Source organism: Flaviramulus aquimarinus (assembly GCF_039543205.1).
Lineage (GTDB): Bacteria > Bacteroidota > Bacteroidia > Flavobacteriales > Flavobacteriaceae > Flaviramulus_B > Flaviramulus_B aquimarinus.
In genome coordinates this window covers 377,740-402,746 of record NZ_BAABJH010000002.1, presented here as the reverse complement: position 1 = coordinate 402,746, position 25,007 = coordinate 377,740, and the positions used below count along the sequence as shown (strand labels likewise).

Here is a 25,007-nt window from a genome sequence, read left to right as displayed (position 1 = left end):
TTCTTGGTATTTTAATTTACAAATTTGGATCCGACCCCTAATATTGTAATTTAAATTGAAGTGAGATTAACTCATCTCCTATTTTGTTCTTCAAACGTACAAAATTAGAATCTTCTAGCCAAGTTAAATATTTCTAATAACTCTTAAATGGTTGAAAAGGCTTATTAAATAAGACTTTATGAATCTTATTAATTTATCAACTGTTTTTTTAGAATTTGTTAATAACCCAAGCGTAAAAGACAATGCCTTGGAAAATATTTAATATTATGAATGAAAGAAGATATATTATATCTGTAAATCAATTTGCAGACTTTTCGAATGCTTCAGAGGCTAGTAAAAGAAGAATTATTAAACAACAAAAGGATCCTAATAAATTTATGGTTGCATGGTATCAATTACCAAAAGCTAGAATTAAAAAATCTATTGAAAATAATTGTGATTTAGAACCTATTGTAAAAGGTATTGAAGAATTAAAGCAACGAATCCCTAAAAAGCCAAGGCAAGTTCTTGATAGAACTGTTTCTTTGGAAGCATTAAATAGATATGCTAGTATAAAACTTCCTGACTTATTGAAAAGTGTGCCTTATGAAATAATAAAAAAGGTAGAATGTAAATCTATTTTTTTAAACGGAGTAGAGATTATTATATCACCTGATGTGATTTTTAGAATAAAAGCAAATGGAAAGATTTATTTAGGGGCTGTTAAAGTTCATATTTCTAAAAACAATGTTTTTGATAACATTCAATCAAGATATATATCAAGTTTAATAAATAAATATCTTAAGGAAGTTGTAGCAAAAGAGGATGAAGAAGTTTTAGAGGAGCTTTGTTTGTCAATAGATGTATTTGGAGAGAAAGTAATTTCTGTTCCTAAAAACTTGTCTAAATCATTAGCTGAAATAGAAGTTATATGTGCAAATGTTAAGTCTGTTTGGAATGCAGCGTAAATAAAAAAAGGACCTCGTAAAGAGGTCCTAATATTAAAGTTAAATCTGGAAAATGGAAACTTCACTCCAGAACCTAATATTTATTAAAAAATTTTTACGATTCAAATATATAAAATCATTAGGCTTAAATGAAGTATCATTTTGTTTAATTTAAATTTAGTTTTATGCCTAAAAAAGGAAAAACAACTAGACACAGAAGTGCTAAGACTGGTGAATATGTTACCAAGAAGTTTGCGGAAAAGCATCCAAGTACAACTGTAAAGGAAACTAGAAAGAAATAGTTTTTTTTAATTCAAAAGCATCCCAATTGGGGTGCTTTTTTATAACTATAAATTGAAATATAGTTTAATCCAATATATTTTGTTCAGCAACGGTATTATCATTTTCAGACATTAAAGCAAAAAATTTGTCAATGTTTGGAAGAATAATAATTCTTGTGCGTCTGTTTTTTGATCTGTTTTCTCTAGAATCATTAGCTGCAACAGGCTGGTAACTACTTCTACCAGATGCAATTAATTTTTCTGGAGCTACATTATACTTTTCTTGTAGTTTACGAACAACAGATGTGGCTCTTAACACACTTAAATCCCAGTTGTCGGCAATATGTGCTGTGTTTATTGTTCTAGAATCTGTATGGCCTTCAACCATTACATCTAAACTAGGTTCAGAGTTAATAACATCAGCCAATTTTTGTAAAACTGTATTGGCTTTAGAACTTAACCTATAACTACCCGTATTAAATAGCATATTATCTGCAATAGAAATCATAACAACCGTTTCATTAATATTGACAGCAAAATCATCATTTTCATCTAAGTTGCTTTCGTTAATTGCTTTTTCAAGATTGTAAGCCACTGCTAAATTCATAGAATCCTTAAGGGTTTTAGCTTGACTAAGTTTATTAGCATCAACCTGCTTTAAGGTTTTACGCATTTTAGCCTTGGCATTGTTAGAGATAACCGCACCGTTTTCTAAGGCTTCAAATTTAGAATTGTTTTCTTCGGTAAGCACTCCAACATCTTCCTTTAAAGACACTATTTTAGTGTTGTAATTGTCAACTCTAGTTTGGATTTTTGCAAATTTAGTTTCTAAATCTTCTTTAGCAACTCTTGTTTTGGTTAATTCACTTCTAATCTGGCCATTTTCATGTTCTAAAGCCATGTATTTCTTTTTCGAAACACAAGAAAAAGTGAGGGCAACTAATAATAAAATTGAAATTTTCTTCATAATAAAAAGCTTTTGGTTTACATCATTTACGATAAAAAGAAAACTATAGACGTTAAGATGTAATTTTTTTGCTTTTGTAAGTGTTTTGGGTTTTATAACCTAAAGATTTTACATGACTTTCAAAGTATTCGTTTGTAGAAATCATTTTTTTTATTTTTGAATAAATTATTTTTAAGCTCAACATACAATTAGGGATTCCTTTTGGGTGCTGAACATTTAAATTCTCAAAATGGATTCAAAATTAAAAGAAGTTGCTCAAGTATTTTTTAAACTAGGTTGTTTTGCTTTTGGCGGTCCGGCTGCTCATATTGCAATGATGGAAGATGAAATTATTGAAAAGCGTAAGTGGCTGACTAGAGATTATTTCTTGGATTTAATAGGTACAACTAATTTAATTCCAGGTCCAAACTCTACAGAAATGACCATGCATTGTGGTTATGAACGTGCAGGTAAAGCTGGTCTTTTTGTGGCTGGTATTGCTTTTATTTTTCCTGCAACATTAATTACAGCATTGCTTGCATACCTATATGTAAAATATGGAGAATTACCTCAGGTTGAACCGTTTATTTATGGAATAAAACCAGCTGTTTTAGCCATTATAGCATCGGCCATACTAAAATTAGGGAAAAAGGCAGTAAAGAGTACTGAACTTATTATTATTGGTATACTCGTATTAGCAGCAAGTCTTTTAGGTGTTAACGAAGTTATTGCTTTGTTAAGTGCTGGCGTTTTAGGAATGTTATATTTCTATTTGAAATCTAAAACAAAATCCAATTTCTATAGCATGTCGCCTTTTCTTTTGTTTCTTGGAATTAATACAACAATAGCTAAAGTGTCAACTTTAAAACTCTTTTTAATTTTTTTAAAAGTAGGTGCTATTTTATATGGAAGTGGTTATGTGCTTTTTGCATATTTAGATGCAGAATTAGTGACTCGTGGTTTACTGACAAGAGCTGAGCTTATTGATGCTATTGCAATAGGTCAGTTTACTCCAGGACCTGTGCTGTCTACATCAACGTTTATTGGCTATCAGCTCTCAGGGTTTACAGGTGCCTTGGTTGCAACTTCTGGTATATTTTTACCTTCGTTTTTATTTGTGTTACTACTTAATCCTTTTATACCTAAAATGCAACAGTCTAAAATATTGCGGTATTTTTTAGATTCAGTTAATGTTGCAGCTGTTGCCATTATGCTTGCCGTTCTTTTTATCATGGCTAAAGAGACTCTTATTGAATGGCAAAGTATAGTTATTGCTTTATTGGCTATTATTTTAACTTTTAAAACAAAAATCAGTACTATTTGGACAATAGTTATAGGTGCTTTTTCAGGCTTTTTCTTAATAACAATCTTTTAGAAGATAAAAATAAAAAAGCCTCAATCTTATTAAGAGTTGAGGCTTTATATATAAGCTGTCCCTATTATTCCTCTTCAGAAATAGTAATAGTTGCGGGTTCTATTGAAGCGTCATGAGCATTATGGTACTCTTCCAAAAGATTCATGGTTGCTGTTAATAAATCTTTAGTTTCTAATAACAACCCAAAATATAATGTTGTGTTTTTCGGACTGGATTCTTCAGTACGGGTTCGTTCTACCTGTTTTTGAATTTTTTCAGATAGCATATTAAAAATACTGTTCTTATTATTTAAAACATTTCCAATTTGTTCAAACGAATGAGAATCAAAAGCAGATTTAGTGTCATTAAATAAAGCTTCTAAAGCATCTTCTACTTCTTTTAATTCTTTAATTTGACTAAATTTAAGTTTCTTGTGATTGTTGTTAATATGTTTATGACTTACTTTAGAAATGTATTCTAAAGATTGGGTCATATCTTGTAAATATCCTAAAATGTTAATGTAAAAGCTACTTGCTCTTAAGCTAGTTTCATCTAAGTTTTTAATAAAATAGAAGATATTATCACGTAAATTGTCTACTTCTTCAGATAATTTATCTACTTGCTTTTTATTCTTTTTAAGTAAGCTTAAATCTTGTTTTGCTAAACCGTTTACTGCATTAGAATAAATTTTATTTCCGCGTTTTACAACATTGGAAATATTTTTAGCGCTTTCAAGAATAACGCCCTGTACAGATCTGCTGCCGGTTTCTGTTAAGCTATCTTCATCTATTGTTTTTGATGCTTTGTTTTTATGTGATTTATAGTTTCTGTATAATAAGAAAGCAGTAATTAATAATAATATTGGAGTCATTACTTTAGGATTCCAGTTAATTAAGAAGACTACTGTACCCGCGGCAATAAATGCCCCAATAGCAGTTCCAAACCAACCACCAATAACATTAAGCACGCCGGCAACTCTGTAAACCGCACTTTCTCGACCCCAAGCACGATCTGCAAGTGATGTACCCATAGCAACCATAAAAGTGACATAAGTGGTAGATAATGGTAATTTCATAGATGTTGCAATGGCAATTAATACCCCGGCAACCATTAAGTTTACTGAAGCTCTAATCATGTCAAATGCAGGAGCATCAATACTCTGGTCTTTAGTTAAAGCTATAGTATCTGGTTTTTCAAAACTTTTACTTATTTTTTCTTGAATTGATTTTGGAACAATAGCTCCAAAATAGTTGGATAATGTTGATGATCCTTTAACTACAGATCTAGAAAGGGCATTAGGTTGAAATTTCTCGTGTGTATCTCCTTGTCTAGATAAGCTAATTTCTGTTTCTGCAACAGTTTTAGCTTTTTTAGATAACCAAAGCGTTAATACCATAATTGCTCCAGCTATAAAAAGTAATAATGGTTCGGCTGGCACTTTTTTATCTAATACAGCCATAGACATTGTCGTGTCCATGCCACTATCTATCCATGCTTCATAAGAATGATAAGCTGCCATGGGTACCCCAATAAAATTTACTAAATCGTTTCCAGAAAATGCTAATGCTAATCCAAATGTTCCTACGGCTATAACAACTAGTAAAACGGTTTTCTTAGTTAATTTCTCGAAGATTAATGAAAATAATGTCCAGAAAACAAAACTTCCAAGTATGATAAAAATCTCATTGCCTTCAAGTAAACCTTTTAATTCTTTATAATAAGGTGTGCCTTTTAATCCTTTTAAGAAAATAAAATAGGTTATGGCTGTTAATGCTACACCACCAAAAAGAATTCCAAAATTCTTGATTTTTTTCTCATAGTTAAATGTGAAAATGGCACGTGAAATCCACTGTACAATGGCGCCAACAGTAAAGGCTATAAAAACAGATAATAAAATTCCACTAATAATAGTTAGTGCTTTTTCTTTATTAATATAAGTTCCTAAATCAGCAAAAGTTTGAGAGTCTGTGGCACTAATTTTAATTAACGCCATAACGACTGCTGCACCTAATAAGTTAAATACAATAGAAACGGTTGTAGAGGTTGGTAAACCAAGTGTGTTAAAGAAATCAAGTAATAATATATCGGTTATCATTACTGCCATAAAAATGAGCATGATTTCGCTAAACTCAAATTGCGCAGGAACAAAAATACCTTTACGAGCAACTTCCATCATACCGCTAGAAAATACTGCTCCTATAAAAATACCTAAACTAGCTACTATCATTATTGTTCTTAAAGAAATAGCTTTAGAACCAATTGCAGAGTTTAAGAAGTTAATAGCATCATTACTAACACCAACTACAATATCAGCAACTGCTAATACAGTAATGGCAATTAACATAAATAAATAAATATTATCCATAATTTTTAATTGAAATAAGTTTGCAAATGTCTTTAGATATTTTGAGTATAACGTTATCTAATTGTTATGTTTTTTTAATGACTTAAAAATGGATGTCAAATCCAAGTCTAAAAGTAATGTTATCATCATTACCATCCAAAGATGTATAGCTAATATCAGATTGTACTTTTAATTTATGACCAACAACGAATTTGTTAAAACCAAGTGTATATTGTTTTGTTGGTAATGCAGTTGTAATAGCTTCATATTCTACAGTTGTAAAACGAGCAGCTATTTCGCAGTTGTTTTTAAATAAATAACCTGCTTGCAAGTTTAGGGCATTACCAGTTAATACAATATCTCCTGTAGGCGTAGTTCCATCTAATTCTGTTGCAATTTCATCATCGGCAGTACGTTTAGCATACTCGCCCATAAATGAAAATCCATTATATTTAAACATGGCATCTGCAAAAATGGTCGTTTGGTCTGTTTCATAAATAGAACCATCTGTTCTAATCATATAATCGCCAGCAAACCCTCTTTCTCTAACAGCATCTTGATTATAATTATAAGTAAACCCTGCCATTAATTTTGGTTTTGCTTCACGTTTTAAATCAGATTGACTATAGTCGCCTTTTGATTTAAATTTACCAAAAGGTAAAAACTCGAGTCTTGCTGTATATTGTAATCCGCCTTCATTGCCTTCAGTAACATTTCTTCCTTCACCTTGCGAAATTGAAAATTTTTCACGCATCAAAAAATGACCACCTAAGTTTGTTTTGTGGCGCAATTGAATTCCTAAATCACGGTCTATATTAAAACGGCTATTTAATAAAGAACGGTCAACCAATTGAAGGTTAGCCGAAGATACTACACGCTCTACGTTACCAGGAAGTTTTGTCTGTCCTGCCCATAATTCCCAATTTCCAGAAAAATTCCACATAATAACAGCATCTAAGATGTATCGAGGGGTATTTCTGTTAAAATCATTAGCACCAGAAATATCTCTGTTAGATAGCCCTAACTCTAATTTGTATTTTAATTTTGGGCTATAAGCAAAACCATCAAATTTTAAACGTGATCGACGCACGATAAAATTATGTTCTGGACTTCCATATTGGTTGCCATCATGATCCCATGAAGATATGGAGCGAACTTGAAATCGAGGTGCAAATTTAATACTAAAAGAACTGTCCTTTGCAACAAAGTTAATTAGGCCTTTACCAAAAGAGGTGTCGCTAATTTCTTGAGCTTTAATTTGAGTAAGTACGGAAATAGCTAGAATAGCTATTATACTAAGTTTTAGTTTCATTGTATTATTAGTTTTTGTCGCTGCAAATAACTATATCCAATGTTAACTTAATGTTTCCAAATGATTAATTTTATAACAAAAAAGACTGCCTTGGCCCAAGGCAGTCTCATTAGAAATCATGATAATGTAGTCGACAAAAACTAATAGATTATATGAAATACTAATTAATTAGTCTTAAGACATTACAAATGTCGAGGTTTAAGGTAATCTAAACGTAAACCCTATATTAAGTAATTATTAATATTTCAATGTTAAATATTTAATTATAAATTGCTTAAAATAAGAATGTTACGGTTTTAGTGTTAATTTAATGTTACGTGAAAGTTGTGTAAACGTTACCTATTATTTATCTTTGTATTATAATGTTAAAACCCCCATAATTATGAAGAAATTATTATTTGTTTTTGCCTTTTTAATTACTGTGGTCTCTTTTGGACAAAAAGAAAGAGAATTAAAACTTAATAAAGACACAAATTTAATTGATGTTGTTTATTATCATGACAATGGTGTTGTAAGCCAAACAGGCTCTTACACAGCAGATGGTAAATTACAAGGTGTTTGGTTAAGCTTTAACACAGAAGGCAAGAAAACAGTTTCTGCAAATTATGATAATGGAAAAAAAGTCGGCAAATGGATTTATTGGATTGACGGGACTAAAAAAGTCGTCAATTATGAAAATAATGTCGCTTCGCTATAATTGATATAGTAAAGTGAACGCATAAAAAAAGCATCCTGAAAATCAGGATGCTTTTTTTATGCTTATGGTTTGTTATTTAACTAGTTTCCTACGGTCCAGTTTGCTCCCCAAGTAGCATAATCTGTACCAGTTGCATTTCCTATACCTGTCATGAAATCTGCGTCAGCAAAAGTATCACCAGTATCGTTTTTAAGTTGTACGGTTACATCGGTAAAAGTTACATTTGTTACATCTAAATCTCCATTAATAACTCCAGTACCTGTTGGGTTATTGCTGTTTGCTCCAGTATCGCCATCTAAATCAAATCCTTCTGCAAAGCCTTCAATTAATATATTGTTAAATATACCTTGAGTACCAGCTCTAAGTCTTATAGCTTCATTTCCTGTACTAGAACCTAAACCTACAATGGTAACATCTGTTACTATTGGTTTAGACCAGAATTTAGGGCTAGATAAGTTTCCTATATCGGTATTATAACCATCACACTCAAAACCTTTATCGTGATCTGCTCCATGCTTAACATAAGCGTTGGTTACTTTACCTGTAAAACCTTCAGTCCAGTCAATAGAATCATCTTGAGCATTAATAACAACGGCATAGTTTACTTCTACATTACCTCCAAAAAACTCGATACCATCATCTGCACCTTCATAGGCTTGAATGTAATCTACTGTTGTACCAGCACCTACACCATAAAAAGAGAATCCGTTGTTTTCAGAAGACCCATCAGCAGCACCTCCAGAATATTCTACTCGGACATAACGAAGTATTCCTGAACTATCAGAAGTTTCCGTTCCACCGTATGGTAAGCTTCCTATTTCAGATGTAGAAGTTGCTGTACCTGTTACAGAATTAATAGGTGCTTTTCCTAAGATAATTAAACCACCCCATTGTCCTGCAGCTGGGTTTGCAGAACCAGAAGTCATAACAATTGGTTTAGCAGCAGTACCATTAGCAATTATTTTTGCACCTTGCGAAATAGCAATGTAAACATCGGCACCAGTTGCTACAGCTTTAATCGTTACACCTTCACCAATTATTAAATTAGCACCGTCAGCCATAATTACTGGACCACTAATGGTATATGTTTGATCTGCATCTAACACTAAATCTGAAGAATATTCAGCAGCACTAATAGCTATTTCTTCGCCACTACCGCTATCGGTTCCACCATTATTGTTGTTAATTACACTGTTGTCGGTAATATTGATATCGGCAGTATCATCTGTTGAGCAAGAGTTAAAAAGCAATGCCGTAATTGCTAATCCTAATAATAAATTATTTTTCATCGTTTCTAAGTTTTATTTTTTTGTTATTGTTAATTATTGCGTTTAAAATTTGTATTTTAATTGTAAGCCTATGTTCATTCCTTTTTTATAATCGGACACATCTTTTCCGTTAGGAGATGTCACCACTATATTACCTTGAGTTGTTTCTCTTATATAAGTAATCTTTGGATCTAATAAGTTTTTTGCAGCGAAGTTAATTTCGAAGTTTTCACCTATTTTATTTTTTAGAATAAAATCTAAAGTAGGCACCCCTTTTTCAATAACATTTCCTAATTGTCCTGAGCCTAAAGCATCAATTCTATCAGAAAAATATGAAAAGGCTAAGGTTGCCATAGGTTTGTAGTTTTCAAATGATGAAGGCGAATAACTAATATCTGTATTTAGAATTAGAGGAGACGCACCTTGTAGTTCTTCTTTGTCTTTAACAAAGCTTACATTAAAATTGCTTCCAATAATATCGCTATATAAATCTTGCTCTGTATGCATATAGGTTGCATTTAAGCCAAATGAAAGTTCTGGGTTGTCATCTTCATTAACAATAATATTTTTTCTAATTTCTGCTTCTATACCATAAATTTGGGCTTTCTCTCCAGTTCTAAAAAAACGTTGCGTACCCGTGGCATCAAAAGCAACAACTTGGTTAATAGGATCTTCTATTTGTTTGTAAAATGCTCCAATAGAGATTAATTCAGATTTCGTTACAAACCATTCGTACTTTAAATCAATGTTTAAGATTGTAGAATACGAAACGTCTTTTACATTGGTATAGTTAACCCCTTCTTTTTGACCTAATAAATCGGGGTTACCACCTATACGTTGAGATACACTTTCGTAAACAAAAGGAGCAACCTCTTTAAATTCTGGTAAGGATATGGTTTGACTGGCAGAAAAACGCAGGTTTTGATCCTCGTTTAAAGCATATTTTAAACTGATGCTAGGTAAGTACAACACTTCCGATGCGCTAATATTATCATTTCCATTAACACCAAGGTTAATAACATCGTATTCAATAAATTGGTCAAATGATTCTATTCTAACACCAGGTACAACAAGCCATTTTTCACCAAAATTAATTTCAGCATTAAAATAACCTGCATAAATATCCAGCTTCCCTTTATAGGTGTTTTCATCTAAACCTGGTCTGTTTGTATTACCAAGGTTTGGATAAGGTTTAATGACTTTAATTTCATAAGTACCTTCATTGTTTGTTAAATTTAAATTCTCTAAAGAAAAGAAGCTATTTAAATCGTTAACATCGGCTATGCCACTATTATCAATAATATCGTAACCATATCTTACATTATTAAAACGACGTTCTTTTGTTCTGGCATTATAACCAAAGTTTAGTTTGATTTTTTCTGTAGCTTTATAAGCTAAGTTTAAGCGTCCGTTAAGTTCTTCATCCTGTATGTCTTGGAAATAACGCTGATTATCAAAATCGACATTACTATAAAATATTGGGTTTGTATTTGGGTCATTATCCAGAGCGAATTGATAGTTTTCAAAACTTAAACGTTTTCTGTCCGGTTCATGAGCATTTACAAAGTTGTGTCCAAAGCCCCAATCAATATCTATTTTGTCAAATTTATGTGTTCCAATAAGTTGGTTTACATAGATTAGATTTTCGTTAAATTGAATATTTTGCTGGAAGAAACCTTCGTCAGTATTTGCAATAGCATCCCTATTACGTCCTTTTCCATCAATACCAAAATAACCAACTTTATCTGATGAACTATTTACAAATAAGGAGTTAAACTTTAAAGTATTGCTGCTATCTATTTTATAAATAATAGAGGCCATAGCTGTTGTGGTTGTGCCGTACTCAAACTCTTCGGCTTCCTCAAAAGCTTTTTTCTCAACGTTTGTGTAATCTACGTTAGCCCCTTTTCTGTATTGAAAGTCATTTTCAAAAGAGCCTGTACCATAAAAACTAAGTTTTGACCCGTTTTCAAAAGTGAATGATTTTCCAAAAGACCCTCCAAAATTGGTATTAATTGGAGTTCCAGCATCAACAGGGTCAAATCCATGTGATAAAATAACAGCAAAAGGGTCATGCGCATATCTGTTATAAAACCCAAAATGACCAGTCCCTTCACTTCTAACAAAATCTTTATTAACCGCATTGGTGTTTATAGAAGATCCCATTCCGAAGTTAAAAAAGCCTTTCCCTTTGTAGTCTTTTGAAGAGATATCTACATTGCCAGCAGCAAAATCAGAGTAAAATTTTGATGAATATGCTTTACTAATGGATACATTTTCAATAACATCAGATGAAAATAAATCTAGATCAATGTTTTTCTTGCTTACATCGTTAGATGGTAATGATAAACCATTCATAGTTGTGTTTAAGTATCGATCACCTAAACCACGTACATAAACATTACTTGAACCTTCTTGTTTAGAAACTCCAGAAATTTTTGCAACTGCACCAGCAGCATCACTAACCCCTTTTCTTTCTAATTCTACTGCTCCAATACTTTGCTTAATTTCAACCGCTTTTTTTTGGTCTAGTAATAAAGCGGTTTCACTTTCTCTTTTAGTTGTTGTGGTAATAACAACTTCATCTAAAGAAGCGGCACTTGCAGCCATTATAGCATTAACTTCAATAGTGTTCCCCGCAGTAATTTCCACAGAAACTTCTTGAGTTTCATAACCAACAAAACTTAATATTAAAGTATAAGATCCTACTTCTAAATCATTAAAAGCGTATAGCCCATCAAAATCTGATGTCGTTCCTTTTGTCGTGCCTTTTATTAAAACATTAGCAAAGGCTAAAGGCTCATTATTGTATTCTTTATCTGTTAATTTTCCAACAACAGAACCTGTGTTCTGAGCAAATGAAAATAGCGAGGTAAACAGTATAAATAATAGTATAAATTTTTTCATTAGTATATTTAAATTTCTCGTTGCAAAGAAACCATCGTATTGTAAATAACGTGTTATCTAAGGATTAAAGAACCGTAATAAAAGCGTTAGGGTAATGTTAACTAAAACGCATATGTTTTCATTCTTGATTACATTTAGTTAACATTGAAAATCTAATGGATTGGTTTGGAGAAAGGAATGGTACGCAAAGTAAGTTTTTAAGATTTCTTTGATAGTTGATACAGGCCATTATAGGAGCATAAAAAGCAGCTTTCTTTTAACTGAAAGCTGCTTTATAAAAGGTCTTTATTGCTAACTAAACAACAAATAAAATTTAACTAAACTAATTGTTTGAAGTAGAAGACGTACTATGGTCAGTACTGGCCATAGTTGAAACTAAATCTTCTAAAGATATGGTGCTTGCTTGTAAAGCTAATTTAATAGGCGATGATTTTCCAGAAATAACTTTAGTTTGCATTTCTTTGGTGTCATAGCCTACAAAACTAAATACTAAGGTATACGTGGCATCATTTAAATTTTCAAACTTAAACGATCCATTTTCATCAGATAAAACTTCTGCGCCAGTTTCTTTAATGGAAACTTTAGCAAACATTAAAGGGTCGTTATTAGATTCAAAATCCAATAAGTTACCGTTTATAGAGCCCGTATCCTGTGCATAAGCTAATGCAGAGATAAAAAAGAAGGCTATGTATATAATATGTTTCATGTGTTAATCTTAATTACGATGCAAAAATACGCTCAGAACTCACAATCATGTGTTACCAAATTATTAAACAACTATGATTAAAAGGTTACCTTAATGTTAAGCGATTTTTTATTTAAATTTTAATAGGAAATGTTATCTTGCCTACACATAAATTTTTACCATGAACTGGGAACAACTACTATCCTTAAAACGCTTTGGCGACACTAATAAACGCATACGAAAAGAACAAGACGAAACCCGATTGGGTTTTGAGGTTGATTATGATCGTGTTATTTTTTCTTCGGAATTCAGGAGCCTTCAAGATAAAACCCAAGTTATACCATTGTCTCAAACCGATTTTGTGCATACGCGTTTAACACATAGTTTAGAAGTTAGTGTCGTTGGTAGGACTTTAGGGCGTCGTGTTGGGAAAAGGTTATTAGAAAAACATCCACATTTACAAAATATACATGGTTATCAAATCAATGATTTTGGAGCTATTGTTGCCGCTGCATCATTAGCACATGATATTGGAAACCCACCGTTTGGACATTCTGGTGAAAAAGCCATTGGCGAATTTTTTAAAACGGGTAATGGTAAACCATTTAAATCGCAATTAACAGAAAAGGAATATCAAGATTTATGCGATTTTGAAGGCAATGCCAATGGATTTAAAATTTTAACCGAAAGCAGGGCAGGACGCGACGGCGGATTACGATTAAGTTACGCTACACTAGGTGCGTTTATGAAATACCCAAAAGAATCCCTTCCTAAAAAACCAACCAAACATATAGCCGATAAAAAATATGGCTTTTTTCAGTCTGAAAAAGAGGCTTTTGTGGATGTGGCCAATGAGCTGGGTTTAGTGAAACGAAGCGCTAAAGATTTGAGCTTTTCCAGACATCCTTTGGCATTTTTAGTAGAAGCTGCTGACGATATTTGTTATACCATTATCGATTTTGAAGATGGTATTAATTTAGGACTTATTCAAGAAGAATTTGCTTTGGAATATCTATCTAAAATAATTAGAGACAATATTAGACCAGAAAATTATTATGCCCTTTCAACCAAAGAAGATCGCGTAGGTTACTTGCGTGCTTTGGCTATAGGTTCGCTTATAAACGAAGCTGTTGATATTTTTATGAAATACGAAGACGCTATTTTAAGTGGCGATTTTGATTGCGCTTTGTTAGATAAAAGTAAATATGACGCACAAATAAATGATATTATTAAAATAAGTGTAGAAAATATCTATCAGTCTACAGAGGTTGTAGATAAGGAAATAGCGGGCTATGGTGTTATAAATACCCTATTAAATACCTATACCGATGCGGTAAACAACTGTTTTAATAATACAGGTTCCAATTATGATAAACTTATTTTAAAAGGCTTGCCAAAAACAATTAAGGCAGATGATTCTAGTTTGTATAATCGTTTATCTAGTGTTTGTTATTACGTATCCCTTTTATCAGATAGCAAAGCCATTATGGAATACAAAAAGATAAAAGGCATAGAATTTTAGGATTTTTATTAAAGTATATGCCTGCAATGCCTGTATGCAAAAAAGAAAAAAGATATAGCGCACCAGCTTATTTTAATATTTTCCAAGCGCATTCCAGATGCCCCAGAAAACAGCGCCACTATTTTCTTTTTTAGAATCGGTGTTAGTAATAAATATGCGCCCTGTTTTAGTTTCTGAATCAAAAAACATCATGGTATTAGTTCCAGGGTCGCCACCAGTATGTCCAATAACATGGTATGGCAATTCTTTTTCTATAAAAAGACCAACGTTATAATTCTTTTTGCTCTCAAAAGCCTGTTCATCTAATTGCGATTTAAAAAAGGCGTTGTAACTATTTGAATTCAAAATAGTACCATGTCCAGAATAGCCTTTTATCAATTCTGTTAAGAATTTACCCAAATCTGTACTTGAAGTAATGAGTCCACCATCAGGATACGAGAGAATTTTATAATAGGGCAACTCTTCATTATCAAAATATAATTTTGAATAGTTCGTATGATCAACATCTTCAAAAAACCAACTTGTTGAAGACATCTGTAAAGGCTTAAATATATGATCTCTTGTGAATTCATTAAAGGGTTTTTTCGTAGCAGATTCAATAACTAACGCACATAAAGCAGCGCCTATATTGCTATATTCATAGACGGCGCCAGGTTTTCTTTTTGAAAATGTGGAAGCGTTATAAAACAAACCATCTTTCTGTAAAATTTTACCTAAGTATTCCTTTAGAGGTATCCAGTTTTTTGATGGATTTTGATAATACAATCCATATTTTTCTTTGAGGTTCTCAGCTAAAGGGATATCATCTTTATTCACATAACAGGTTTCCATATAAATATCAGTATCAACAATGGAACTGGTATGCGTGGCTAATTGTCTAATGGTAATGAGTTCATTTGGATGATTTGGGTTTATAACCTGAAATGGCAAATGGGTATTGATAGGGTCATCTAAATCAATAACATTCATTTCTTTAGCTTTTAAAAGCGCTGCGCCAATAAACACTTTAGAAATAGAGGCGATGTTTATAATCGTATTTTCGGTATATTTTTTCTTTTTATTGACATTAGCATAACCAAATCCTTGATTGTAAATTATACCTGTTGTATCCACAATAGTAGCAGCAAATCCATTAAAAACGCCGGTATTGTATAAACTATCCATTTCTTTATGGAAAGCGTTAGATGCTAAATCAGTCGTTTTTTTATTTGTCCTGTTTTGGCAAGAACAACATAAAATCAAGGATAAGATAAAAATTGTGTTTTTCATTTTTCTATGGGTTTCTTTTAAAGATGCGCATTTTTTTTATTGTTACAGTTTATGGGAAAATAAAGTTCTGTTTTAATACTGAAACAGATTTAGAACCAATACCGTTTAAGTATTAACTCAACCCCGTATTTTTATACTAATGCTTTGAAATACTGTTTTAAACTTTCAATATCTAAGCCAACAGATTTTTGTAGCTCGGTTATGCTACCATGTTCAATAAACATATCTGGAATGCCCAAGGTTTTAATGCTGACACTGTAATTATGGGTTGATACAAATTCTAAAACAGCACTTCCAAAGCCCCCTTTTATGGCGTTATTTTCAACAGTAACAACCGTGTTATACGTTTTTAAAATGCTGTGTAGTAGCGTTTCATCCAAAGGTTTTACAAAGCGCATATCGTAATGCGAAATATCTAGACTTTCAATAGCTTTAGAAACATTTTTAGCCATACTACCAATACTTAAAATTGCTATATGCTTCCCTCTTTTAAGTGGCGTGCCTTTACCAATTTCAATTTTAGAAAATGGTTGTTTCCAATCTATAGTCACGCCTCGTCCTCTTGGATAACGAATAGCAATAGGTAATTCTAACCCTAACTGAGCGGTATACATTATGTTGCGTAATTCAACCTCATTTCTAGGCGCAAAAACAATAAGGTTTGGAATACACCTTAAATACGATAAATCGAAAACCCCATGATGCGTAGCACCATCCTCGCCAACCAAACCAGCACGGTCTAAACAAAAAATAACAGGCAGTTTTTGCAACGCCACATCATGAATAATCTGGTCGTAAGCACGCTGTAAAAAAGTTGAGTAGATGTTGCAAAACGGCATGAGTCCTTGTGTTGCCATTCCTGCTGCTAATGTTACGGCATGTTGCTCGGCAATCCCAACATCAAAAGCACGTTCTGGGATGGCGTCCATCATGTATTTTAACGAACTTCCGGTGGGCATTGCGGGGGTAATACCCACAATATTTTTATTTTGTTTAGCAAGCTCAACAATAGTATGTCCAAAAACATCTTGATATTTAGGTGCTAATACCGCATTGGATTTAGCTGGTAAATCTCCAGTTTTAGCATCAAATTTTCCTGGTGCGTGGTACTTCACTTGGTCAGCTTCGGCTTGTCTTAAACCTTTTCCTTTAGTAGTTATAACATGTAAAAACTTAGGGCCTTTTACTGTTTTTAACCTAATTAGTTCCGAAATAATTGTATCCATATCATGCCCGTCAATAGGGCCTGAATAATCAAAATTTAAAGCTTCAAAAATATTATCTTGTTTTTGGGTGCCTTTTTTAACGTTGGTTAAATACATTTTTAAAGCACCTACGCTTGGGTCTATGCCAATAGCATTATCGTTTAAAATAACCAACAAATTAGCATCCGTTACACCGGCATGGTTTAAACCCTCAAAGGCCATACCACTGGCAATGGAAGCATCACCAATTACAGCAATATGGTGTTTGTCTTCGCCTTTTAATTGTGAGGCAATGGCCATGCCTAAAGCTGCAGATATAGACGTGGAGGAATGCCCAACGCCAAACGTATCATAGTCACTTTCATTACGCTTCGGAAAACCGCTTATACCATCAAGTTGCCTATTGGTATGGAAATTAGTTTGTCGCCCCGTTAAAATTTTATGTCCGTAGGCTTGATGTCCAACATCCCAAACCAATTGGTCTTCTGGAGTATTGAAAACATAATGTAAGGCTATGGTTAACTCTACAACGCCTAAACTGGCTCCTAAATGCCCTTCTTTTGTAGCCACAATATTAATAATAAAATCACGTAACTCTTGTGCAAGTTGAGCTAAGTCTTTTTGATTTAAAAGGCGGAGTTCTTTAGTGGATTGTAATGTATTTAAAAGGTTGTTTTGCACGAGACAAAAGTACATGAATTTATTATTTTTCTATTCAATAATAATTTTGAAAATAGATATAATATTTGAGTTTTTCATGCGTATTTATTATAAGAAGCAGGCTTGGTAATGCTTAAGACGCTTTTTTTATAAACGTCAAAATTATTGAATACGTAGTAATTTTGCATTAAGATTATTTTTTTTACAAAGATATAGCTATATTTGAACGACTAATTCAAAAAAAATAATTATGAAAAAAGATTACAAGAAATTTGTTGTGCTTACTTTTTTGTTGGCATTTACTTTCTCCGTTGCTGGGCAAAGTGCTTTAAGTAAGTCCAAATATGGAGCTATTATTTCAAGTTACCTTCAAGATAGTAATAAAACTTCAAAACTATCGAGTACAGATTTAGAGGATATTTATGTTACTAAAGAAATGCTTTCTAAAAAGACAGGTATTGCAAATGTGTACTTAAATCAAAGGTATCAAGGCATCAAGATTTTTAATGCCGTTTCTAGTGTTGGAATAAAAAATGATAAGGTTTTTCATTTTACTGATAAATTCAAATCTGATATTAAAAACAAAATTAATGCAACCACACCTGCTTTAAATGAAGAACAAGCTATTCAAAAAGCCGCATCTCATTTTAAATTAGGTTCCATAGGCAGTATTCAAGCTATTGAGCAACAAGAAGAAAAGCTTGTGTTTTCTAAAGGCAGTGTATCTCAAGAAAGTATTCCAGTAGAACTGGTTTATTTTCAACTGAAAGATGGGTCTTTAAGATTGTCTTGGGATTTAAGTATTTATACGTTAGATAGTAAACACTGGTGGAGCATAAGAGTAGATGCTGTAACTGGCGAGGTTTTAAATGCTAATGATTGGGTGGTTAGTTGTAATTTTGGTGGAGACCATACCGAACATGGTGTTCATCATACCAAAAAGTCAAAAGGTGTTTCGTTTGACCTTTTTAAAGCAAATAACTTTTCAGTATCTGATGGCTCTGAATATACTGTTTTTCCTATACCTGTTGAGAGCCCAAATCATGGCAGTAGACAAGTCGTTTCTGAGCCTGCTGATGATATAGCTTCGCCTTTTGGGTGGCATGATGATGATGGTGTAGATGGTCCTGAATATACGACTACACAAGGAAATAATGTTATAGCGCAATTAGATGATGATGGAAATAATGGTGATGGACTTTTAGCAGAAGGAACGGCAAGTTTAGATTTTAACTTTGCGTTGGATTTGAATGAGGATGCTGCAGCAAGTCCAGAAGCAGCCATTACAAATTTATTTTACATGAGTAATATCATGCACGATATTTGGTATCAATATGGGTTTGACGTTGAGAGTGGTGCTTTTCAAACAAAACATTATCAAAGGGTTAATTCTGCAGGAGCTGGTGATCCGGTTAATGCTGATGCACAAGATGGTAGTGGTGTGAATAATGCAAACTTTGGTACAGGTCCAGATGGGAATTCCCCAAGAATGCAAATGTTTCTATGGTCGAAACCAGATGGTCTACCTTTAACTATTAATACAAGTTCAGTTGCTGGTATATATGGAGGAGTCCCTGCAGCTTTTGGAAACCCTTTACCAGACAAAAATACGCCTTTAACAGGAGATTTAGTTTTAATTGTAGATGATAACAGTGGTAGTTCAACAGATGCTAATGATGCATGTGATCCGCTTTTAGGTGCAGGGGCACTGTCTGGAAAAATAGTAGTAATAAGAAGGGGAGAATGTGAGTTTGGAGTTAAGGTGTTAGCGGCAGAGAATGCTGGAGCAGTTGCTGTTATAATGGTTAATAATGTAGCTACTGACCCTATTGCTATGGGAGCTGGTGCTGAAGGTGATAATGTTACTATTCCGTCTTTAATGGTAAGTCAATCGGATGGAGAAGCTATAATAGCTGCATTATCTAGTGAGTCTATAAATGCATCTTTGGTGCTTCCAGATAGATTAGATGGAGACTTTGATAATTTAGTTATTGGACATGAGTATGGGCATGGTATTTCAAACAGGTTAACTGGAGGTGGTTTTAATACGGATTGTTTACCAGTTTGTACTGAGCGAGATGCCGATGGGTTTTGCGTACCAGCAACAAACACAGAACAGATGGGTGAAGGGTGGTCTGACTTTTTTGGGTTGATGATAACCATGAAATCAAGCGATTTGCCTTCAGATGCTAGGGGTATTGGAACTTTTGTTTCTAGTGAACCTACAGATGGTCCAGGTATTAGACCATTCCGTTATAGTCCTGATACGAGTGTAAACCCTTTAACTTATGATGATACAAATAATACGGCTAGTATTAGTGCGCCACATGGCGTAGGCTCTGTTTGGTGTACCATGCTGTGGGATTTAACGTGGAAGTATATTGAAAAATATGGTTTTGATTCAGACTTTTATTATGGAACAGGAGGAAATAATAAAATTATGCAAATCGTTATGGATGGTCTTAAGTTACAGCCTTGTAATCCAGGATTTGTTGATGGAAGAGATGCTATTTTAGCAGCCGATATGGCATTAACAGGCGGTGAAGACCAATGTATGATTTGGGAAGTATTTGCTGCCCGTGGTTTAGGGTTAAATGCCGATCAAGGCGATTCTTTGTTAAGAACAGATCAAGTAGAAGATTTTACTATGCCAGATCCTGCAGACGCCTCTTTAGCTAATTGTACAACATTAAGTACAGCGGCATTAAATTCTAAGGTTTATAGAATATATCCAAACCCTGCTATTAATAGATTAACCGTTAGAGTAAGTCAGAGTTTAGGTGATGTAACCATTACTTTAGTTGATATTAATGGTAGAAAAGTACTCTCTAAAGAAGCTTCTTTAATTGATGAGGTTGAATTAAATACGAGTACTTTACAATCAGGACTTTATATTTTAAATATAGAAAGTGATTTTATAAATGTTAATGAGAAAATCATTATAAATTAAGATTTTTAGTATTTCATTTCAAAAAAAGGCAAATAATATATTTGCCTTTTTTTATTTTTACAGCTATGATAGAACCTTTTGATGATGTTCATTTTATGAAAAAAGCCCTTCAAGAGGCTGAGGCTGCTTTTGAAAAAGGCGAAATTCCTGTGGGTGCCATAATTGTTATTGATAACAAGATTATTGCTCGCGGACATAATTTAACAGAAACCTTAACCGATGTTACGGCACACGCCGAAATGCAAACCATTACCGCAGCAGCCAATTTTTTGGGTGGTAAGTATCTTAAAAATTGCACCCTGTATGTCACGTTAGAACCCTGCCAAATGTGTGCTGGGGCTTTATATTGGAGTCAGATTTCTAATATTGTTTATGGGGCTAGAGATGAAGAGCGCGGTTGTATTAACCTGAAAACGAAGTTACATCCTAAAACACATATAAAAGGTGGCGTTTTAGAGGACGAAGCTTCAGCACTCTTAAAACGGTTTTTTATAGAAAAACGAAATTTGAATTGACTTTCATTACCCTGAACTTGTTTCAGAATAATTCACATATTTTGTTAGCTCTGTCTATTGACTTACAGATGTCCAAATATTAGTACTTTTTATTACGTTGATTGTCACGCATTTTATCTAAGTTTTCTTTAGTGAGCACATAGTCTTTTGGGTCTTTGTCTTTCCATCTGTAATAAGAAAATAATGGAAAAACAACCAAAAAAAGACCGGCAACACCAAACCCAATGAGTTTTTGGGAGTATGCTACATCTAATGTAAAACCTAAGATAATACTTGTAAATACAGCAATAGTTAATATTAAGATAAGATATTTCATGACTTATAAAGATGCTATTGAAATAATTAAATACAATTATAGGTTTCTATTTGGTGAATTTAATCAATTGCCGTCTATAGGCCGTTAATAATTTAGATTTTGAAATATAACCATAATATTTCCCATCTTTAATTACTGGTAAATTCCAAGCACCACTAGCTTTAAAATTATCCATAATGTCTTGCATCGAATCTTCATCATAATCAATAATACCAGCATCGGCATGCATTAAACTTGAGGCTTCAACTTTATCATAAAGATCAGCATCAAACATCATATGCCTGATATCGTCTAAACGAATAACTCCTAAAAATTCATGAGCATCATTAACAACAGGAAAATGGTTTCTAGAGGATTTTGCAACGGCTTTTTTTAGAATATCGCCAAGTTTCATTTCAGGTTTAAGTACAATAAAGTTAGTTTCAATAACCTTATCAATATCTAAAACCATGAGGACATTTTGGTCTTTATCGTGGGTCATTAATTCGCCACGCTGTGCAAGTTTAAGGGTGTAAATAGAATGCGACACATAATATTTTGTAATGGCAAACGAAATTGCAGATACAATCATTAATGGTACAAAAAGTTCATAACCACCTGTAATTTCAGCAATAAGAAATATAGCGGTCAATGGCGCGTGAAGCACTCCTGCCATTAATCCTGTCATCCCAATTAAGGTGAAATTGGATTCGGAAACATGAAAATCCAGACCAATATTATTAATAATCTTGGCAAACACATTCCCCAAAACATTCCCCATAACCAATGTTGGAATAAAAACACCGCCAACGCCGCCTGCTCCAAAAGTCGTGGTCATGGCAATGGCTTTAAATATACCAATACCCATTAAAAGACCAATAACAATCCAGATATTGGATAAATCTAAATTAAAAGGGGTATTGCCAATAGCAGCTAGATGATCGCCTTTAAGTAAATTGTTCATAATACCGTAACCTTCTCCGTAAAGTGGCGGGATAAAATATAACATGGTGCCAATGGCTAATCCACCAACCAATAATCTTAATGCTCTACTTTTAAATTGTTTGAAAAAGTTGGTAATACCAAAAAACACTTTTGAAAAGTAGACTGACGCTAATCCTGTTACTAAAGCTAAAAGCACATAAAAGGCAATATCGTTAACTTCAAATTTATCGGTTAATTCAAATCGAAGTAAAACGTCCGTTCCCAAAAACAGGTATGAGGTTACAACAGCCGAAACAGAGGCTAATAAAAGCGGCACTAAAGAGGTAAAGGCAATGTCTAAACTAAATATTTCAATAGCAAAAATAATAGCTGCTATTGGCGCTTTAAACATAGATGCCATAGCTCCTGCAACGGCACAGCCTATTAAAAGCATGCGCGTTTTTGTATTCATATGGAACAGTCTAGCGGCATTGGAACCTAAGGCAGAGCCCACACTAACCGCAGGGCCTTGTAATCCTACAGAACCACCAAAACCAGCTGTTAAAGGGGCTGTAATTAAAGCCGCAAAAATGTTATACCTTGGAATAATGCCATTTAATTTTGAGATGGCATACAAGGTTGATGAAATACCATGTCCTATATGTTTTTTTAACCAGGTTTGCTTAATGATATAAACCAACAGTAACCCAATTATTGGGAAAATAAAATAAAGGGAATTCTGGTAGTTATTGAAAAAATCCAATTCGAAAAGTAACCGAATGTAGTGTGTTAAGTTTTTGAGTACAACCGTTCCCATACCTGCTAAAAAGCCCACTAAAATACTAAGAACATAAACAAATTGCCGTTCTGAAATATGTTTGTATTTCCAGATTAGAAATTTGCGTAATAGTTTTTTGGTTGTGAAAGACATTTATAAATTTACTAAAAAATCCTGCGTTTTGCAGGATTTTAAAATTATGATTTCAAATTAAGTTTTAAACTTAGTTCTGTTAATTGTTCATCATCAATTGGAGCAGGAGCGTCAATCATGACATCGCGTCCAGAATTGTTTTTAGGGAAAGCAATAAAATCCCGAATGGTTTCTTGACCGCCAAGTATAGCAACCAATCTGTCCAATCCAAAAGCTAAACCACCGTGTGGAGGTGCGCCATATTGAAAAGCATCCATCAAGAAACCGAATTGTGCTTTGGCTTCTTCTTCAGTAAATCCTAAATGCTTAAACATAATGGCTTGGGTTTCTTTATCGTGAATACGAATAGAACCACCACCAATTTCGTTTCCATTTAATACTAAATCGTAGGCATTGGCTTTGACTTCGCCTGGGTTTGTATCTAACAACTCTAATTGCCCTGGTTTTGGAGATGTGAATGGATGGTGCATCGCGTGGTAATGCCCTGTTTCTTCATCTAACTCTAAAAGTGGGAAATCAATAACCCAAAGTGGCGCAAATACTTTAGGGTCTCTTAAACCTAAACGTTCTGCTAATTCCATACGTAAGGCACTTAATTGCGCACGCACTTTGTTTTTATCGCCAGAAAGCACACAGATTAAATCACCCGGTTTGGCTCCTGTAACTTCAGCCCATTTGGCTAAATCGTCTTGGTCATAAAATTTATCGACTGATGATTTGTAGCTTCCATCGTCATTACAGCGCGAATACACCATACCTAAGGCGCCAACTTGTGGGCGTTTAACCCAGCTAACGAGCTTGTCTATTTCTTTTCTGGTATAACTATTTCCTCCAGGAACTGCTATTCCAACAACCAATTCAGCATTATTAAAAACTCCAAAATCTTTATGCTGTGCAACAGCATTTAATTCGCCAAATTCCATTCCAAAACGAATGTCTGGTTTATCGTTTCCGTATAAACGCATGGCATCGTCAAATAATAGTCTAGGGAATTTTTTAATGTCAACACCATTTACTTCTTTTAATAAATGACGTGTTAAGCCTTCAAAAACATTTAAAATATCTTCTTGCTCAACAAAGGCCATTTCACAATCTATTTGTGTGAATTCCGGTTGTCTATCAGCTCTTAAATCTTCATCTCTAAAGCATTTTACAATCTGAAAATATTTATCCATGCCACCAACCATAAGCAATTGCTTAAAGGTTTGAGGCGATTGAGGCAGGGCGTAAAATTGACCTTCATTCATACGCGAAGGCACTACAAAATCACGAGCACCTTCTGGTGTCGATTTAATTAAATAAGGCGTTTCAACCTCTATAAAACCTTCATTGGAAAGATAATTTCTAACCTCTTGAGACACTTTAGACCTGAAAATCAAACTGTCTTTAACGGGATTACGACGAATATCTAAATAACGATATTTCATTCTAATATCTTCGCCACCATCAGTTTTATCTTCAATAGTAAAAGGAGGAAGTAATGATGCGTTTAAAACAGTTAGTTTAGAAACTAATATTTCAATATCTCCAGTTGGTATATTCGGGTTTTTTGAAGCCCGTTCAATAACGGTTCCCTTGACTTGAATTACAAACTCACGACCTAAGTTTTGAGCTTGTTCTATTAATGTTTTAGAGCTGCGTTCTTCATCAAAAACGAGTTGTGTAATGCCATAGCGGTCTCGTAAATCTACCCAAACAATAAACCCTTTATCTCTAGATTTTTGAACCCAACCTGAAAGGGTTACTTCTGTATTAATGTTAACGGCTGTTAATTCGCCACAATTATGACTTCTGAACATAGTAAAATTTTGATGTGCAAATTTAAGGAAATACAATAGAGTATTAATTTTAAAAATTGTTTTTTTAGTTATAATGAAGATTTTACGTTTGATGCTTCGTTTTGTAACGTTGAGTCGCTTTTGAAGATATGATAGTTAGGGGTTTCTATTTTTGTGAATCTAATAAATTTCAACACTTTTTTTTGTTAAAATATCATATGCGCGCATAATGTTTTGT

17 protein-coding genes are annotated in these 25,007 nt (G+C 33.4%); 6 read left to right on the top strand and 11 right to left on the bottom strand.

Annotation, left to right across the window (positions count from 1 at the left end):
• Nucleotides 1-266 precede the first annotated feature (266 nt).
• Nucleotides 267-947: a hypothetical protein gene (locus ABD941_RS10085; protein WP_345274007.1), complete on the top strand. Its 681-nt coding sequence runs from the start codon at nt 267-269 to the stop codon at nt 945-947.
• 345 nt (nt 948-1,292) lie between these two features.
• On the opposite strand, the gene ABD941_RS10080 is transcribed toward ABD941_RS10085, so the two are convergent.
• Nucleotides 1,293-2,174: an OmpA/MotB family protein gene (locus ABD941_RS10080; protein WP_345274006.1), complete on the bottom strand. Its 882-nt coding sequence runs from the start codon at nt 2,172-2,174 to the stop codon at nt 1,293-1,295.
• Between the two features lie 229 nt (nt 2,175-2,403).
• Here ABD941_RS10080 and chrA point away from each other — a divergent pair, with 229 nt between their 5' ends.
• Nucleotides 2,404-3,528, top strand: a complete 1,125-nt coding sequence (gene chrA / locus ABD941_RS10075) for a chromate efflux transporter (protein WP_345274005.1) — start codon at nt 2,404-2,406, stop codon at nt 3,526-3,528.
• A 64-nt stretch (nt 3,529-3,592) separates the two neighbouring features.
• Here chrA and ABD941_RS10070 read toward each other — a convergent pair whose 3' ends face one another.
• On the bottom strand, nt 3,593-5,872 hold the full coding sequence (locus ABD941_RS10070; RefSeq protein WP_345274004.1) for an inorganic phosphate transporter: 2,280 nt from the start codon (nt 5,870-5,872) through the stop codon (nt 3,593-3,595).
• A gap of 82 nt (nt 5,873-5,954) precedes the next feature.
• A complete protein-coding gene (locus ABD941_RS10065; protein WP_345274003.1) occupies nt 5,955-7,163 on the bottom strand; it encodes a porin in 1,209 nt (402 codons plus the stop codon).
• Nucleotides 7,164-7,545: 382 nt separating this feature from the next.
• On the opposite strand from ABD941_RS10065, the gene ABD941_RS10060 reads away from it, so the two are divergent.
• Nucleotides 7,546-7,860: a toxin-antitoxin system YwqK family antitoxin gene (locus tag ABD941_RS10060; protein ID WP_339894780.1), complete on the top strand. Its 315-nt coding sequence runs from the start codon at nt 7,546-7,548 to the stop codon at nt 7,858-7,860.
• Nucleotides 7,861-7,940: 80 nt separating this feature from the next.
• On the opposite strand, the gene ABD941_RS10055 is transcribed toward ABD941_RS10060, so the two are convergent.
• The 3 genes from ABD941_RS10055 to ABD941_RS10045 all read right to left on the bottom strand — a co-directional run bounded on the left by ABD941_RS10055 (nt 7,941) and on the right by ABD941_RS10045 (nt 12,741).
• Nucleotides 7,941-9,149, bottom strand: coding sequence for an autotransporter outer membrane beta-barrel domain-containing protein (locus ABD941_RS10055; protein WP_345274002.1), 1,209 nt, complete (start codon nt 9,147-9,149; stop codon nt 7,941-7,943).
• A 42-nt stretch (nt 9,150-9,191) separates the two neighbouring features.
• A complete protein-coding gene (locus tag ABD941_RS10050) occupies nt 9,192-12,035 on the bottom strand; it encodes a TonB-dependent receptor (RefSeq protein ID WP_345274001.1) in 2,844 nt (947 codons plus the stop codon).
• A gap of 322 nt (nt 12,036-12,357) precedes the next feature.
• Nucleotides 12,358-12,741, bottom strand: coding sequence for a carboxypeptidase-like regulatory domain-containing protein (locus tag ABD941_RS10045; RefSeq protein ID WP_345274000.1), 384 nt, complete (start codon nt 12,739-12,741; stop codon nt 12,358-12,360).
• Between the two features lie 160 nt (nt 12,742-12,901).
• Here ABD941_RS10045 and dgt point away from each other — a divergent pair, with 160 nt between their 5' ends.
• Complete coding sequence (gene dgt / locus ABD941_RS10040; protein WP_345273999.1) at nt 12,902-14,242, top strand: dGTP triphosphohydrolase; 1,341 nt, start codon at nt 12,902-12,904, stop codon at nt 14,240-14,242.
• Nucleotides 14,243-14,314: 72 nt separating this feature from the next.
• Here dgt and ABD941_RS10035 read toward each other — a convergent pair whose 3' ends face one another.
• The gene (locus ABD941_RS10035; RefSeq protein ID WP_345273998.1) at nt 14,315-15,511 is read right to left on the bottom strand and encodes a serine hydrolase domain-containing protein; all 1,197 of its coding nucleotides are present in this window, start codon (nt 15,509-15,511) and stop codon (nt 14,315-14,317) included.
• A gap of 131 nt (nt 15,512-15,642) precedes the next feature.
• On the bottom strand, nt 15,643-17,412 hold the full coding sequence (dxs, locus tag ABD941_RS10030) for a 1-deoxy-D-xylulose-5-phosphate synthase (protein ID WP_345273997.1): 1,770 nt from the start codon (nt 17,410-17,412) through the stop codon (nt 15,643-15,645).
• Between the two features lie 214 nt (nt 17,413-17,626).
• On the opposite strand from dxs, the gene ABD941_RS10025 reads away from it, so the two are divergent.
• Both ABD941_RS10025 and ABD941_RS10020 read left to right on the top strand, forming a co-directional pair.
• The gene (locus ABD941_RS10025) at nt 17,627-20,326 is read left to right on the top strand and encodes a T9SS-dependent M36 family metallopeptidase (RefSeq protein ID WP_345273996.1); all 2,700 of its coding nucleotides are present in this window, start codon (nt 17,627-17,629) and stop codon (nt 20,324-20,326) included.
• A 65-nt stretch (nt 20,327-20,391) separates the two neighbouring features.
• Nucleotides 20,392-20,841: a nucleoside deaminase gene (locus ABD941_RS10020; RefSeq protein ID WP_345273995.1), complete on the top strand. Its 450-nt coding sequence runs from the start codon at nt 20,392-20,394 to the stop codon at nt 20,839-20,841.
• Between the two features lie 79 nt (nt 20,842-20,920).
• Here the strand turns inward: ABD941_RS10020 and ABD941_RS10015 are convergent, their stop codons facing one another.
• The 3 genes from ABD941_RS10015 to aspS are packed head-to-tail and all read right to left on the bottom strand — an operon-like array spanning nt 20,921 to nt 24,790.
• A complete protein-coding gene (locus ABD941_RS10015; RefSeq protein ID WP_345273994.1) occupies nt 20,921-21,157 on the bottom strand; it encodes a hypothetical protein in 237 nt (78 codons plus the stop codon).
• Nucleotides 21,158-21,203: 46 nt separating this feature from the next.
• Nucleotides 21,204-22,991, bottom strand: a complete 1,788-nt coding sequence (locus ABD941_RS10010) for a chloride channel protein (protein WP_345273993.1) — start codon at nt 22,989-22,991, stop codon at nt 21,204-21,206.
• Between the two features lie 44 nt (nt 22,992-23,035).
• On the bottom strand, nt 23,036-24,790 hold the full coding sequence (gene aspS / locus ABD941_RS10005; RefSeq protein ID WP_345273992.1) for an aspartate--tRNA ligase: 1,755 nt from the start codon (nt 24,788-24,790) through the stop codon (nt 23,036-23,038).
• Nucleotides 24,791-25,007: the final 217 nt, after the last annotated feature.